13 protein-coding genes are annotated in these 15,937 nt (G+C 41.1%); 2 read left to right on the forward strand and 11 right to left on the reverse strand.

Going from position 1 to position 15,937, the window contains the following annotated elements:
- Positions 1 to 70: 70 nt before the first annotated feature.
- The 3 genes from thiD to DD627_RS02230 are packed head-to-tail and all read right to left on the reverse strand — an operon-like array spanning position 71 to position 3,281.
- Positions 71 to 895 carry a bifunctional hydroxymethylpyrimidine kinase/phosphomethylpyrimidine kinase gene (gene thiD, locus DD627_RS02220; protein ID WP_260274924.1) on the reverse strand — a complete coding sequence of 275 codons (825 nt, stop codon included), beginning with the start codon at positions 893 to 895 and terminating at the stop codon, positions 71 to 73.
- A gap of 13 nt (positions 896 to 908) precedes the next feature.
- On the reverse strand, positions 909 to 2,258 hold the full coding sequence (locus tag DD627_RS02225; RefSeq protein WP_260274923.1) for a DEAD/DEAH box helicase: 1,350 nt from the start codon (positions 2,256 to 2,258) through the stop codon (positions 909 to 911).
- A 21-nt stretch (positions 2,259 to 2,279) separates the two neighbouring features.
- Positions 2,280 to 3,281 (reverse strand): Gfo/Idh/MocA family protein, encoded by a 1,002-nt coding sequence (locus DD627_RS02230; RefSeq protein WP_260274922.1) that lies wholly within the window; start codon positions 3,279 to 3,281, stop codon positions 2,280 to 2,282.
- Positions 3,282 to 3,456: 175 nt separating this feature from the next.
- Here DD627_RS02230 and DD627_RS02235 point away from each other — a divergent pair, with 175 nt between their 5' ends.
- Positions 3,457 to 3,834 carry a DUF4828 domain-containing protein gene (locus DD627_RS02235; RefSeq protein WP_186806936.1) on the forward strand — a complete coding sequence of 126 codons (378 nt, stop codon included), beginning with the start codon at positions 3,457 to 3,459 and terminating at the stop codon, positions 3,832 to 3,834.
- 315 nt (positions 3,835 to 4,149) lie between these two features.
- On the opposite strand, the gene DD627_RS02240 is transcribed toward DD627_RS02235, so the two are convergent.
- The gene (locus DD627_RS02240) at positions 4,150 to 4,932 is read right to left on the reverse strand and encodes a GH25 family lysozyme (protein WP_260274921.1); all 783 of its coding nucleotides are present in this window, start codon (positions 4,930 to 4,932) and stop codon (positions 4,150 to 4,152) included.
- Positions 4,933 to 5,058: 126 nt separating this feature from the next.
- On the opposite strand from DD627_RS02240, the gene DD627_RS02245 reads away from it, so the two are divergent.
- The gene (locus DD627_RS02245) at positions 5,059 to 6,384 is read left to right on the forward strand and encodes an APC family permease (protein ID WP_260274920.1); all 1,326 of its coding nucleotides are present in this window, start codon (positions 5,059 to 5,061) and stop codon (positions 6,382 to 6,384) included.
- An 86-nt stretch (positions 6,385 to 6,470) separates the two neighbouring features.
- Here DD627_RS02245 and rlmD read toward each other — a convergent pair whose 3' ends face one another.
- The 7 genes from rlmD to pcrA form a co-directional block, all read right to left on the reverse strand.
- Positions 6,471 to 7,844, reverse strand: a complete 1,374-nt coding sequence (gene rlmD / locus DD627_RS02250) for a 23S rRNA (uracil(1939)-C(5))-methyltransferase RlmD (protein ID WP_260274919.1) — start codon at positions 7,842 to 7,844, stop codon at positions 6,471 to 6,473.
- A gap of 98 nt (positions 7,845 to 7,942) precedes the next feature.
- A complete protein-coding gene (locus DD627_RS02255) occupies positions 7,943 to 8,944 on the reverse strand; it encodes a diacylglycerol kinase (protein ID WP_057782542.1) in 1,002 nt (333 codons plus the stop codon).
- A gap of 24 nt (positions 8,945 to 8,968) precedes the next feature.
- Positions 8,969 to 10,396, reverse strand: a complete 1,428-nt coding sequence (gene gatB / locus DD627_RS02260; protein ID WP_260274918.1) for an Asp-tRNA(Asn)/Glu-tRNA(Gln) amidotransferase subunit GatB — start codon at positions 10,394 to 10,396, stop codon at positions 8,969 to 8,971.
- A complete protein-coding gene (gene gatA, locus DD627_RS02265; RefSeq protein ID WP_260267059.1) occupies positions 10,396 to 11,859 on the reverse strand; it encodes an Asp-tRNA(Asn)/Glu-tRNA(Gln) amidotransferase subunit GatA in 1,464 nt (487 codons plus the stop codon). The genes gatB and gatA overlap by 1 nt, the downstream gene beginning before the upstream one ends.
- The gene (gatC, locus tag DD627_RS02270; RefSeq protein ID WP_057782535.1) at positions 11,860 to 12,177 is read right to left on the reverse strand and encodes an Asp-tRNA(Asn)/Glu-tRNA(Gln) amidotransferase subunit GatC; all 318 of its coding nucleotides are present in this window, start codon (positions 12,175 to 12,177) and stop codon (positions 11,860 to 11,862) included.
- 76 nt (positions 12,178 to 12,253) lie between these two features.
- The gene (locus DD627_RS02275; RefSeq protein ID WP_057782534.1) at positions 12,254 to 13,414 is read right to left on the reverse strand and encodes a CamS family sex pheromone protein; all 1,161 of its coding nucleotides are present in this window, start codon (positions 13,412 to 13,414) and stop codon (positions 12,254 to 12,256) included.
- Between the two features lie 113 nt (positions 13,415 to 13,527).
- On the reverse strand, positions 13,528 to 15,795 hold the full coding sequence (gene pcrA / locus DD627_RS02280) for a DNA helicase PcrA (RefSeq protein ID WP_068805969.1): 2,268 nt from the start codon (positions 15,793 to 15,795) through the stop codon (positions 13,528 to 13,530).
- Between the last annotated feature and the right edge of the window lie 142 nt (positions 15,796 to 15,937).

Consider the following 15,937-nt stretch of genomic DNA (forward strand, 5'->3'; position numbering starts at 1 on the left):
GTAAATATAAATACATAATATGACAGTATTTGTCTGATTCTTCAAAATGTTACATTTTCATAACAAAAATCTAAACCAACTTTCCAACCGTTTTCATTCGGTAAGCAGGATGAAATACGGGACCTAAAAACTTATTCAGGTCAAACCCATTTTGGATGGCTGCCGTATCAAATTTCTTAGCTAAGTGAACCGCATCTGCCACACTCAACCCATTAGCAAGTCCCCCAACTACCGCCGCGGCAAACGTACAGCCAGCACCGGCATTGCGATCAGTTGCTTGTTTTGTTGAAGACAAAGTTTCAAATGCTTTTCCATCATAAAAGACATCAACTGCCTCGGCACTATCTAAACCTTTGCCACCTTTGACCACGACATTTTTGGCGCCCAATTCATGAATCTTTTTGGCAGCTTGTTTCATCTCATCGAGATTATGCAAAGTTCCCATTCCCGACAACACACCCGCTTCAAACAGGTTAGGCGTTGTCACATCAGCAATTGGCATCAATAAATCCCGAATGGCGTTTGCAGCATCTGGATTTAAGACGTCCGTTTCACCTTTACAGATCATCACGGGGTCAATCACCACATTTTTTAACTGATGATCTTTAATCGCATGATACGCAATTTCAACTGTAGTCTGATCGCCAAGCATCCCTGTCTTCATTGCATCTGGATTACCACCGCTAAACACGGTTGCTAATTGATCTTTTAAAAGTTGAGGATTGACTTGGTTCACATGATGATTCCAATTTTCGGGATCCATGGTCACGATACAAGTTAAGGCGACCATTCCATAAGTACCAAATTCCTCAAAGGTCTTTAAATCTGCTTGCATCCCACCAGCCGCACTTGTATCACTGCCGGCAATTGTTAAAGTTTTTAATGGTGTTGTCATTTTGTTTACTTCCTTATTCAAATCTTTCAATATTTCTATGCCGCATTCCCTTTTTCTTAGAATGCTTTTTATGATTAATCTTTTTCTTCGGTTTGCCACCAACAAACGCTGGTTTAGCTGGTTTGGGTTTCGTGGTACGTTTCTTAACCACCTTTTTAGGCATTGGATACAAAGTCACAGTTTCGTTGCTGTTTACACTTGGCTTGGTGATCACAGCTTCTGTAGCCTTTGCCTCACTACTTTCTGGCTCATCATCAGTCAAGACTTCTCTTTGGTCCGTGAGTTTGCCATGAAGTAAGAACAACGGTTTGAATGTCACACTTGGCACCAGTTTACGCAAATCACGCAAATCATGATCATCACCCATGTTCACAATCATGCCTTCATTACCCATTCGACCTGTTCGACCCGTTCGATGCGTATAGGCAGTTGCATCTTGAGGTAAATCAAAATTAACAACGGCTGGCAAATCCGGAATGTCTAAGCCTCGCGCAGCCATTTCTGTCGTTAACAGTAACTTGGCATCCCCTTTACGGAAAAGTCGCATGGCAGTTGCCCGCTCCGTTTGGACTTGGTGCCCGGCTAACTTCACACTCGAAATGTGTTGGTGTTTTAATTCAGCAGCGACATGTTCCAAAGTGGACACATGATTGAAGAAAACCAACGCTTGAAAATGTTTGAGTTTAGCTAAACGCCGTAAATAAGTCACCTTTTTATTCGAAGCCACCCGGACTAACCCGTGAATCACTTCACCTTGTGTGTCGTCCGTTTGGCGCACATCAAACTGTTCAACGTCCACGCCGAAAATTTCAGATAGTTTTTCCGCAGTATTGGCCTGGGTTGCAGAGAAGAATGCCAGCTGGACATCAACAGGGGCACTCATCACAATTTCACGGACTTCATCTAGCGTTTCACCGTTTAGCAACTCATCCGCCTCATCCACAACGATCGTCTGAATATCTTTAAGCTTCAAACGACTTTCATGAATCAGTGATAGCATCCGTCCAGGCGTTCCGACAACCACCTCCGGATGTTTTTTAAGTCGGTCAATCTGGCGTTGCATGTTTGCGCCACCGGTTAGTGAAGTGGCTTTAATGTTGTTCACGGCCCCCCACTGACGGAAGACATCCGTGGTTTGCACCGCTAATTCTTGGGAAGGTGATAAGATCAAAATCTGTGTACTGCCACCAGGAACGGTCTTCTCTAGCAACGGCACGGCAAACGCGAGTGTTTTACCAGAACCGGTTGGGGCTAACCCGATTAACGAGCGGTCTTCCTTTAATGGCTCATAAACGGCCTTTTGAATCGCCGTTTGAGCTTTGAATCCTTGTTTTTGAAAAAATTGTTCGAATACCCTATCCATTTTTTCCCCTTACCTGTCTATTTATTGATTATCATCCGGGAAAACAATTTTAGCGGATTGACGGAGGTTATACAATAACTTGTTGACGTTTTGACTTAAATCAAGCCATTTCCAGTAATCTTGGTCATTGGCCTTGTCTTGCGGATCATTAATGACACGGGCAAAATCTTTGGCCTCATCGATCATTGGATTATCTGCAACTTTTTCACTAATCAAAGTTTCGTGTCCCTCAGCATCGTGATAGCTAACCGTTTCCAAATCAGCTGGATTATTCATCACAATCGTATCTTTCAGGCCATAAATTTCGGATGGCAGATAAGAATTGCTGGTTTTGCCAATGTTCAACGTGACATCAAATTCGGGATAACTCAAAATTGCGACTCCCTTGCCGTCAACCCGGGTAGGTTCTAAGGATGGATAATAGGTCACATCATCAGGCATACCAAACCAACCGACTGCATCGTAAGCCACGTAAACACCAAGATCTTGTAAAGCACCACCGGCAAACTTCAACGAGAAAACGTTGGGTTCTTTACCTGCCAAAACAGCGTCATAACGACTCGAATACTTCATGTAAGTTAGCGTTGCACCTTGAACCCGGCCAAGTTTGGCAATTTGATCCTCAACGACTTTAAAGTTTGGTTGATGAATTTGCCGAGCGGCTTCAAACAACCGTGATTGCGGATGTTGTTCCAACGTTTGGCGTAACGTCTCCATTTGTTTGATGTTTGAAACAATTGGCTTTTCAATAATGACTGATTTGTCATGTTCAATAGCCAATTTGGCTTGTTCAAAGTGCAAACTGTTGGGTGAAGCAATGTAGACAGCATCAATGTCGTCATTGGCAAAAAATGTTTCTAAGTCATCCAAAAAGATGGTGGCGCCATTTGGTTCACCAAATTTTTTTGCTTTTTCAATGGTCCGTGAATAAACAGCGGTTAATTTATATTCTTGAGTGGCATGAGCCGCATCGACAAACTGCTGTGTAATCCAATTTGTTCCGATAATTCCCAGTTTAATCATAATCCGCCCTCCAATTTTGATTCTTCATTTCCTATTTTATCAGTGTTTCTAGGGTAAGTATATTTAAAAGGACGATCCATTCTAAAAATCGGTAAAGTTTAATCAGAATTACATGCTTTTGCCGTATAAAAATGCTATTCTTAGAGTAGAAATTTTTATCGGAAAGGATTTGATGATGGTGAAGCTTAAAAGTATTGGATTGTTTGCAGCGTCATTTGTCACGGGCATTTTAGCCTCAAGGAAACTGCACGAAAATGACGTTTCAGAAAAACCAGAGAATCCTTTGTTTTTCGTGGGCACCTGGAATTATCGTACAAATGATTCGAGACGGATCCACACAATTGAAATTCGACCAAATTTTGATTTACTGATTGATAACCGGCCAATTAAGGCTAAGGTTGAAAATTGGGATAAGTATACCATCACTTTTCTGGATAGTTATGGGTACCATATTCGAATAAGAGCGAATGATGAGCGTCCGGTATCGATTTATGATGAGACGGAGAATGAGACGTACCCGATTTTGAGGGGAAATTATAAGGTAACAAAATAGAGTGTGGAGCAAGGCGAATAGCTTCTGAGCATTAACTACGGAGAGATAATGATTCGGGTTTGGAATTGTTGTCTCTCCTAGGCTAACTACTCCGCTCCTATGTTGCTTATTAGCACAAATCGCTAATAAGCTTTTATGCTTTGGACGTTGTCCATTCTTGTGGCCAAAGTTCAGGCCGCAAGAATCATGGCGGCGAAGGAAGCTGCCTTGCGGAACACATTTCGGCTATAAAGCTAGGAAACAATCCACCACACAAAAAAACGATTACCACGCAAGCTCCTATGCCTGCCGCAATCGTTTTATTATTTTCTAAAATTATTCAACTTCTTGCCAAGTCTGTTTCTTCCCGGTAAACACAGAAGTGACAAACTTAATTTTTTGCCCAGAAACAGTTAAGTCAGCTGCATCACTGTATTGCACGAATTCAGTTTGTTTCGTTATTTTCAGTTTGTTTAGCTCACTAGCCCCGTCCACAATCAACCATTGTCGACTATCCGATAAATATGGTGTAATCATCTTGTTTGCAATTGTCGGTGTCGTCCAAATAATACATGGCGCGGTATAGTAATTAGCAAGCTCGTTTGTCAGTTCACGTAACTGTTTGCCTTGTTTCGCACTATTCGGCGGATTATCCGCATAGTTGCCATAGTATTGAACTTGAATCGCGATTGGCAAATTACCAACTTTGTGACCCACCATTTTAATGAAGTACTTTGCCTGCTCTTTAGCAGATTTGTTGAAGCTAAACATCATATAAACGCCAACTTTCAAATCTGATCCTTGAATACGATCATAATTTGCCGCAAAATCATCATCAAAATACGTTGTCCCACTTGTTGTTTTTAAATAGGCAAACTTCATCCCAGCCTTTTGAACGGCTTGAAAATCAACGAACCCATCCGTCTGAGATACGCTAATGCCCTGAACTGGATATTTCTGTAAAGCTTGAGTTTGATATTGTCGCCAAAAATGCCAGCCGGTGATGCCCGCTACTACCAGTAAAATAATTAGTAACAGTGCCAGCCATCTGCGCCAATGCCAGTTTCGTTTATGTTTATAGGTGGTACTATAAATCGGTTTGATATCTTGCTTAGCCAAATCAATTCATCCCCTACTTCCGTTTTCCCTATTGTACACCATTTCCATTTTTGATGAGTTTGTCGTTTGTCCTCATGGTGTCTTCTGCTATAATGGAAGAATTGTTGAAAAAAGTGAGGCATTCTGATGCAACAGGAAAACGACGGATTAAAAAAAGAAGTTGGCACCTTTACTGCCCTCGCAACGGTCATGGGGACTGTTATTGGCGGCGGGGTATTTTTCAAAGTTGCTAGCGTAGTGAGCGCAACCCAGTCCGCGGGCATAACCCTAATTGCGTGGGTACTTGGCGGTCTGTTGACTATTTGTGCAGGGCTCACAAGTGCGGAACTGGCCGCAGCGCTTCCTTTAACTGGTGGTGCGGTCAAGTATTTGGAATACACCTATGGCAAACTGCCAGCTTATTTATTTGGCTGGGCTCAAAGCCTGATCTATTTTCCAGCTAACATTGCTGCTTTATCGATTGTGTTTGGAACCCAAATTGTAGCGCTACTGCACTTAAGGGATTCTGTTCAACTACCAGTAGCAATTCTGGCCGGTTTATCCATTACACTAATCAACTTTTTGGGAACCAAAGCAGCTGGTCGCCTTCAATCAATGGCCTTGATTTTTAAACTCATTCCGATAGCCATTATTGTGTTAGTGGGCCTATTTGCACCGAGTTCTACAAATTTGGATTTACTACCAACTGCTTCTGCACATACAAGTCTATTTTCAGCATTTTCTAGTGGCTTGTTAGCAACCATGTTTGCCTACGATGGCTGGTTAGGTGTTGGTGCAATTGCGGGTGAAATGAAACATCCTGAAAAAGATCTCCCACGAGCGATTGGCTGGGGATTAGCATTCATTACAATTATTTATACCTTAATCAATTTAGTGTTCTTAAAAACCCTCCCCATTTCGCACCTTGCCGGTAATTTAAATGCGGCATCTGAATCTGCCATTAAATTGTTTGGCGTGATGGGTGGTAAATTGGTCACCATTGGAATCTTGATCTCAGTTTATGGTGCCATTAATGGTTATACGATGACTGGTATGCGGGTTCCTCTCTCAATGGCCGAAGAGCAGACCTTACCATTCAGTGGTTTTATTCGTAAAGTCAGCAAGCACACTGCTGCGCCATTTGGTGCCGGTATTTTACAGTTTGCAATTGCTCTTCTCATGATGTTTCTGGGCAACTTTGATCTTTTGACGGATATGATTGTGTTTGTCATGTGGATCTTCAGTCTGCTAATTTTTATTGCCGTATTTATTTTGCGAAAACGCGAACCAGATTTGAAACGGCCGTATCGGGTTCCCGGCTATCCGGTAATTCCGATAATTGCCATTGTGGGTGGTTTCTTTATATTAATAACCACGATCGTGACCCAGTTTGAACTAGCTATGATTGGGATGATAGTAACTCTACTTGGGGTTCCAGTGTACTATTTGACTAAAAAATATTATCGTCAATAAATATGAAAAAACAGATGACCATTTAATTTAAAGCTTAATAGCCTTGAATTAAATGGTCATCTGTTTATTTTTAATAAATTAAAGCACTATTTATCTTGTTCCAAAACCGTCACAGATTCCACGTGAGGTGTTTGGGGAAACTGATCCAAAGGCACAACTGGTTGAGAAACATGGTAGCCATTATCCATAAATGTTTGCACATCCCGAACCAAAGTTGATGGATTGCAACTCACATAGACAATTCGTTTTGGTGCCATCTCTGCAGCAGCTGTAATAAACTCGGGTGCTAAACCTTTGCGTGGTGGGTCCACCACAATCACGTCGGGTTGCAAGCCATCGTGTTGCCAATCAGCCATTTTTTCTTCAGCCTTACCAACCGAAAACTTCACATTATGAATGTCATTCAACTTAGCGTTGATTTTGGCATCTTGAATGGCTTTCTCGACAACTTCGACACCGTAAACTTTTTTGGCATGTTTAGCCACGGCTAACGAAATCGTTCCGATTCCACAATAAGCATCAATCACAGTTTCTTTACCGGTTAAACCGGCCTTTTGAATCGCCAGATCGTACAATTTGTCAGTTTGAACTGGGTTCACCTGATAGAATGAATCGGCCGAAATCGCAAATTTCAAACCAAGTAAGGTGTCGTGAATCACACTGCTACCCCATAAAATCTTTTCTTCCTTACCCATCAAGACGTTGGTCTGAGCGGGGTTCACATTTTGAATAATGCTCTTAACTTCAGGAAGTTGTTTGCGAATTTCTTCCACAATCTCGAAGTTCATCGGAATTTTTTTTGCCCGGGTAATCAACACAATCATCATTTCGTGAGAGTAATGGCCACGACGCACCATGATCGTTTTAATCACACCAGTATGATTGGTTTCATTGTATGGTGCTGTATGATATTTACGTAAAATATCACGAACCACCAAGATAGCCTTGTCAATTTCAGGATCTTGGATGTAAAAATCTTCAATCGGTACCAAATCATGGCTGTTACGGCGATAAAACCCAGTTGTTAACTGACCATTTACACTGCGAACCGGGATCTGGGCCTTGTTTCGATAACCATAAGGTTTTTCCATTCCAATTGTTGGACTAACTTCAATATCATCTAAATGAACTTTATAAAATAACTCTTGAATTTGATGTTGTTTAAATTCCAATTGGGCAGGATAAGCCAAATGCTGTAAAGGTGCAATCCCGGTTTGGGTATATTCTTTATCCTTAAGCTCAACCCGATCTGGGCTCTTAGATTTCCATGCTTGGACACGACCAAAGGCATAAGACTTAGCTACTTTGATTACTTTCATAGCAATCTCTTCGCCAGGCAAAGCGTTTGTCACGAAGATTGGAAAATCCTCAATTTTGGCAACGCCCATCCCTTGATAAGTCAAGTCAATGATCGTCACATCGTACGTTTCATTTTTGGTAACTGGTGCTTTAAATTTCATATTTGTCCTCATTTTTCTTTTTCAAGTAACTATCACAAAACCGTCCCATTGAATTATGGGTATCAAAGACCTCACATTCAAGGACGGCTTCTTAAAATTTAATCTTCATCTTCGTCAGGCAAATTCTTAACTTGTTTGACAAAGTTCTCTTCAGCTTTTGCGACCCCTGGCTCTGGTAAATTATAAGCGTCATCCGGAATCTTATCAAGGTTTGCGTACATCTCAATGTGTTTATGCAAATTTCTAAACACCATTGGCGCATCCCCACCGTACTCGCCATCAATATTGACCATGACGCGATCATTGACTGGATTAACCTTGACACGTTTTGGTTTGCGATAAATAATGCGCGGATCATCCATATGATTCCCATTCAACGCTTTAACCATCAAATGCAGAATCGAAACTAAGTTTGAAGCCTTCACAATGATCAACGTAAATCGACCGTCATCTAGCGAAGCATCCGGCACAATTTGTTCAAAACCACCAATTGAATTCGTTAAAGCCAAGAAAAACATTGAGGCTTTACCATTAAAATGTTCGCCATCGTATTCAATGTCCATATCAACCGGTTTAATTTGGGGCAACAACTCTGCGCCCTTCACTAAATAAGCTAAATAGCCAAAAATACTTTTCATGTTGGATGGGACATCATAGGTCAATTCAGTCAGCAATCCACCAGCAGCAATGTTAATAAAATAATTGTCGCCAGCCTTACCAATATCCATTTTAATTCGTTGATCCTTCAAGACGACTTTGGCAGCCGCTACAGGATCTTCCCGAGGAATCTTCAGGGCACGGGCATAATCATTGGTTGTACCAGCAGGAATAATCGCCATCATCGGCCGAAAGTGCAGATCCGCGATTCCATTCACGACTTCATTGATTGTGCCATCACCACCGGCCGCCACAATTAAATCAAACCCAGCTTTGGCCGCTCGGCGGGCTTCATTTTGAGCAGAATTCGGTTCAGGAGTTGTGGCATAAGCACTAGACTCAAAGCCGGCCTCCTCAAACACACTCAAAATGTCGATCATATTTTGTTTTAAGATTTCACGCCCTGAAGTTGGATTATAAATGACGCGTGCTCTTCTTTGCATTTTGGTTCCTCCGAGAAAATCTGATTAACGATTATTTAATTCTTTCATCAAAAGCTCGTTAACAACTTTTGGATTGGCTTGGCCATGAGTCTGTTTCATCACTTGACCGACTAAATAGCCAACGGCCCGATCTTTACCATTCTTAAAATCGTCAACGGATTGCTGATTATCATCCACGATGCCTTTAATAATTGGTTGTAATTGAGCTGGATCTGATAATTGAATCAACCCTTTACTCTTAACCCAGGCAACTGGTTCTTCACCCTTTGTCAACGCTTTGAAAACTTTTTTAGCAATCTTGGTTGAAATTGTGCCATCACTGATCATCTTGATCATCGCAGCCAAGTTATCCGGTGTCAATTTAGTGTCTTGTAAATCAACTTGTTGATCATTCAGATAAGCATTCACATCACCCATCAGATAGTTAGCTGCCATTTTGGCATCCGCACCATTTGCGACCGTTTCATCAAAGAAGTCAGACATTTCTTTGGTCTGGGTTAGCACCATGGCGTCATAATCCTTAAGACCTAACTCACTAACGTAACGGGCACGGCGTTTACCGGGCATTTCGGGCATTGCTTCTTCAATATTGTGAATCCAGTTATCACTGATAGATAAGGCAGGCAAATCTGGTTCTGGGAAGTAGCGATAATCGTCGGACCCTTCCTTAACCCGCATCAAAATAGTTTGGCCAGTTGCTTCATCAAAGCGACGCGTTTCTTGTTGAATGGTACCACCAGATAGCAGAACTTGTTGTTGGCGTTTTTCTTCATAAGCTAACCCTTTACGAACATAATTAAAAGAGTTCAAGTTCTTCAATTCAGTCTTGGTTCCAAACTTGTCAGAACCGTAAGGACGAATCGAAATGTTGACGTCCACCCGCATAGAACCTTCTTCCATCTTCACATCAGAAACACCTGTAAATTGGATGCGTTGACGCAAAGCTTCAAGGTAAGCATAAGCTTCATCAGGTGAAGCAATATCCGGTTTCGACACGATTTCAATCAGTGGCGTTCCCTGACGGTTTAGATCGACAAAGGAGTAACCGTTTGGATTATGGGTATTTTTACCGGCATCCTCTTCAATATGCATTTCAGCAATTCCGATTTTCTTCTTTTCGCCATCAACTTCAATTTCAATCCAGCCATCATGGGCAATGGGTTTGTCAGATTGCGTAATTTGATAGGCTTTTGGATTATCAGGATAGAAGTAGTTTTTACGATCAAAATGATTATGTTTTTCAATTTCTGCATGCAAAGCCAAAGCAGCTTTGATTCCGGACTCCACTACGCCTTTGTTGGTTGTAGGTAAAACACCAGGATAGCCCCAATCAATGACGTTAGTATTTGCATTCGGATCATCCCCGAATTCTACAGGAGACGGACTAAAAATTTTAGAATTCGTCTTTAATTCCACGTGGACTTCAAGTCCAATTGTCGTTTGAAAATTCATTATTTGTCTCCTCCAATCTCAGGGGTTTTGCTATGAAAATCAGTTGCCTGTTCGAAAGCATAACCTGCCTTGTACAAAGTTTGTTCATCAAATGGCTTGGCAATAATCTGCAAACCAACTGGCAAACCATTGCTGAAACCAGCAGGCAATGACATTCCAGGTAGACCGGCCATATTAACAGGCACAGTCAACACATCGTTCATATACATTTTTTTAGGATCATTGGAATCTTCACCAATGCCAAATGCTGGGGTTGGTGCAGTTGGTCCAATAATGAAGTCATGATCTTCAAAGACCTTCTTGAAGTCGTTAATCATTAAAGTTCGGACTTCAGCAGCCTTACGGAAGTAAGCATCGTAAAAACCAGCTGAAAGAGAATAAGTTCCTAACATGATTCGGCGTTTGACTTCATCGCCAAAACCTTCTGAACGGGAACGCACATAAACGTCTTCCAAGTTTTTGACGTCTTTTGCACGGAACCCATAACGAATCCCATCAAAACGTTGAAGATTGGAAGAAGCCTCAGAAGAACTGATAATGTAGTAGGCAGCAATACCGTACTTACTGTGTGGTAAGGACACTTCATCAACAGTGGCCCCAAGTTCTTTGAATGTATTGGCAGCGTCTAAAACGGCCTTTTTGACGTTTTCATCGACGCCTTCACCTAAATATTCTTTTGGTAAAGCAATTCGCATGCCCTTAACCGAACCATCTAAACCAGCAGTAAAGTCAGGCACTTCTTTATCAGAACTAGTCATATCATGCTCATCATGACCGGCAATTAAGTTTAATAAAGTAGCATTATCTTTAACTGTACGTGTGAACGGACCCACTTGATCCAAACTTGAACCAAATGCGATGATTCCCCAACGAGACACACGGCCATATGTAGGTTTGACCCCCACGACACCAGTGAATGAAGCTGGTTGACGAATTGAACCACCAGTATCCGTTCCTAAGGCAGCTAAAACGCCTCCTGCAGAAACGGTTGCAGCAGAACCACCTGAAGAACCACCAGGAACTTTCGATAAGTTCCAAGGATTCCGGGTTGTTTTAAAGTAAGACGTTTCGGTCGAACCACCCATGGCAAATTCGTCCAAGTTAGTTTTCCCAATCACAATCACATCATTGGCACGGAGTTTTTCGATCACTGTAGCATCGTAAATGGGATTGAAGTTCTCCAAAATTTTTGATGCAGCAGTTGTTCGCAACCCCTTTGTCACAATGTTATCTTTGACAGCAATGGGAATACCAGCCCAAAGGTTATCAGGATTAATTCCTTTAGCATCAATAGCCTTAGCCGTTTCAATTGCTGCGTTTTCATCAATTGTAATATAGGCATTGATCGCTTCATTATCAGCTTTAATTTTAGCCAACGTGTCGCGAGTTAATTGTTCAGCAGTCAGTTTTTTATTGACCAGCTTTTCATGCAACGTAGTTAAATCAGTATCGTAATAATTCATCTAGTTGGCACCTTCACTTTCATCAATAATTGCAGGAACGCGAATATAACCGTCCTGAGTATCAGGCGCATTTTTAATTAAGGCGTCTTTTTCATGACTGTTAACAGCCACATCTTCACGCATTGTGTTAAATTGATCCGTTACACTAAATGTGGGTTCGACACCAGTTGTGTCAACTTCACTTAACGTGTTGAACAATCCCATAATGTCGGCTAATTGTGTGGTAAATTTACCCAAATCAGCATCGTTAAATTCCAATTTTGCTAAACTGGCAACGTGCTCTACTTGGGCCTTATCAATTTTTTCTTCGTTTGCCATGTGTTATCCTTCTTTCAAATCTATCAAATTATTTTACCATAAATTTTCTGTGGATTATAAAAAGTACCCTTACCGCTTAATAACTACCGAAAACGTGCGTTGTAAAACTCTTGCCAGAACTCTTGCGACTTAGGAAACTTTGTACCCCATCAGTCGTTGAACTGACCGTGATATCTGTCTTTACACCACTTGGTAAGTATTTTTCCGCCTGATCAGCTAAGAATTGCGTAAAACTCTTAATTTCAGTTTCACTATAAAATTGAGTAGTAATAGAAACGTTCATCCCTTGCAAAGACCCGTTCTTATACTGAGCTTGGGCAGTGACACCACTTAAGTTGGGGAAGAAACTTTCAACTTCTGATTTGAAGTTTGAAAATGCATCGGCATCATTGGTGTTTGGTGCCGTTTCACCAGTTTTAAGTGGGAAAACCACATTTTGAATGTCTAGAGCCTTCCACTTCTTAATAGAATCGCCATTGCTGACAGAGTAAGTAACGTAATGCCCACCAATTAGACTATCATTAGAGGCCTGTTTATACAGGGCAATCACGATTGGGACATTCTTAAGAGCCGCCCTTTTACGTAACCGAGCCAAAACCTCTTTGGCCATGGCTTTTCCCTCTTTTTCCAGAGTTGCATCACTAATATCAGTTTCGTACTGAGCACCATAAGTGGTCTTTCGATAATAATCAACCGAGTTCATTGCTAAGCCAATGGTGACCCCACTCAACTTCAATTTGCTACCACTCTTTTGCATGTAATCTTGTTCTTCAATACTCTGCAAATAAATCGGATTTCGTTTGGTTGGTTCGGTTGAACCATTGCTTGCTGGATTCAATCCAGTCGTATTGGATTTCGTTTTTCGACCAAGCCAATTTTCAACGGTACTCTTAGATAAATATTGACCTTCCTGGAACACATACTTTGTGGTTGAAAATTGTGTTTTTGAAATATCCTGCAAGCCAGTTTCAAAACTCTTCAAATTCATTAAATTAGAATCTTGATTAGCAGTTACACCACGTGATTTACTGGTTAAATATTTTCCATTCTTAATCACACCCGCATATTCCGAATCATTTGTTTGACCCGTCACTTGATAGCTGCCACTCTTAGAACTTGTGGTCGTTTTACTGCTACTTGAACTGGAACTTGATTTATTACTGCTACTGCCACACGATGCTAGGACCACTGCGCTAAACACAACTGCAATGCCAAGCAAACTTTTCTTTAGATTCACCGCGTATTTCCTCCCATTTCAATCATAATTCACTCTTGAATTATGAGGATTAAATCGAAAAACTGTCAAGGTCTTTTCTATAGATAAGCCGTTTATTACTTGAAAATTAACATTTAATCTTTGGAGACGTGACTAATTGGGGCAAAAGCAGCCAGCAGTCGTTTGACACCTTGATCTGGAAAAGCAATATCTAATTCTGCATCTTCGCCTTCGCCAGTTACTTTGACAACTGTTCCAACACCCCAAGCTTTGTGTTGCACTTTATCACCCGCTGACCAACTAACCTTGTCAGCTCCAGTACCAGCATACTTTTGTGGTTTAGCGGCTGGTCGATGATATGTTGTAGCAGTTGCCCGTTCTAGTTTACGATCAAATGGATATGATTTCTGCCGATTGGCATACCCACTTGGTGCAGCCCCAGCTGTTTGATTAGCAGACTCCAAAACATCTGGATCAATTTCTTCAATAAATCTTGATGCTGGGTTATTTTGTAAACGACCATACAGCATTCGAGAATATGCATTGGTAATGTAAAGTTTCTTTTGTGCACGCGTGATGCCCACGTAGGCTAAACGGCGCTCTTCTTCGAGTTGATCTTCGTCCATCGCCGCTCGTGCTAGTGGGAAGATTCCCTCTTCCATTCCAATCAGGAACACAACAGGAAATTCAAGTCCTTTGGCCGCATGCAAAGTCATTAACGTAACTGCGGAAGGTTCTTCTTCCACACTATCCTGATCAGAAACTAACGCTAAGTCAGCTAAGAAATCAGCCAAACGTGTTTCCGCAGTTGTTTCTTCGTCATCTTGATGACTATCATCAAACTGTTTGGTAACTGTCAAAAATTCTTCGATATTTTCTAAACGAGTTTGAGCTTCTAGAGAACGAGATTTCTCAAGTTCAGCTTTGTAACCCGTTTTGTCTAAAACTTGTTCCGTTAAATCGGTGATGTTCAAGAATTCTGCCATCCGTTTTAAATCGGTCATAATACCTGCGAACTCATCAATGGCATTTTTGGCGCGACTCGCAATTTCATTAGCCACTTCCACATTTTGAGCAGCTTCAAACAGGGACCAGTGATTGTAATTTGCAAAATCCGTCAATTTTTCGAGTGAGCTGGTTCCAATTCCACGTTTAGGTTCATTAATCACCCGTTCAAAACTCATCGAATCATCAGGATTGGCAAGTAACGTTAAATAACTCAAAACATCCCGAATTTCTTTTCGATCATAAAACTTATGACCACCAACCATTGTGTACGGTACATTTGATTTTAAAAATGTATCTTCAACGGCTCGTGATTGCGCATTTGTTCGGTACAGCACAGCAAAGTCGCCATATTGATAATGATTATCTTCAATTTGTTGTTTCACCTGTTGCACAATGAAATGCACTTCATCATTTTCACTTTGGCCCCGGTAATAAGTAATATCTTCGCCTTCATTATTTTGGGTCCATAACTTTTTAGGTCGCCGGGTGGTATTGTTTTTGATCACAGAGTTTGCTGCATCCAGAATTTTTTTAGTTGAACGATAATTTTGCTCCAGTAAAATAACCTGGGCATTTTTATAGTCCTGTTCAAAATTTAAAATATTTTGCATGTCAGCACCCCGCCAACCATAAATACTCTGATCAGCATCACCCACAACACAGATATTTTCAAACCGTTTTGCCAACATGTTGACTAATGTGTATTGGGCCTGATTAGTATCCTGATACTCATCAACATGAATATAGTGGAATTTATTTTGGTAATAACTCAGTGTTTCTGGATTTTTTTTGAACAAGAGGATGGTTTGCATAATCAAATCATCAAAATCCAAAGCCTGATTAACTTTCAAACGGCGTTGATATTCTTCATAGGCCGCTGCCACGACAACTTCAAACGGTGTTTTAGCGTTTGCTTTATATTCTTGTGGCGTTAACAAATCATTTTTAGCATTGGAAATAGCTGACAACAATGATTTTGGATCAAATTTCTTAGGATCGTAGTTTAGCTCAGACACAATATGTTTCATCAGCGTCCGTTGTTCACTGGTATCAGCAATTGAAAACGCTCGATTATACCCAATTTGATCAATATTGCGCCTTAAAATCCTGACACACAACGCATGGAATGTTGAAACCCATGTGTCAGATCCGGCACTACCTAGAAGTTTAACAACTCGCTCTCGCATTTCCTTTGCTGCCTTGTTTGTGAAGGTAATGGCTAAAATATTCCAGGGATTAACGGCCTTTTCTTCAATCAAATAAGCCACCCGATGCGTCAAAACTCGGGTTTTACCACTACCAGCACCCGCCATAATTAAAAGTGGCCCTTCAGTTGCCTGAACTGCCTCTTTCTGTTTGTCATTTAGACCCTTTAATAACCTATTTTCGGCCAAAAGTTTCAATCCTCTCTATCCAAAACCAATTCTATTCAAAAAACTCAATTACCCTTAATTATACCAAAAAGTGAGGCATACTTGACCTTCCCGGCCAAAATAACCTAAATTTCTTGCATAATCACAAAAAAAGAATCAAGAC

The sequence above is a fragment of the Pediococcus sp. genome (assembly GCF_003533255.1).
GTDB classification, from domain to species: domain Bacteria; phylum Bacillota; class Bacilli; order Lactobacillales; family Lactobacillaceae; genus Pediococcus; species Pediococcus parvulus.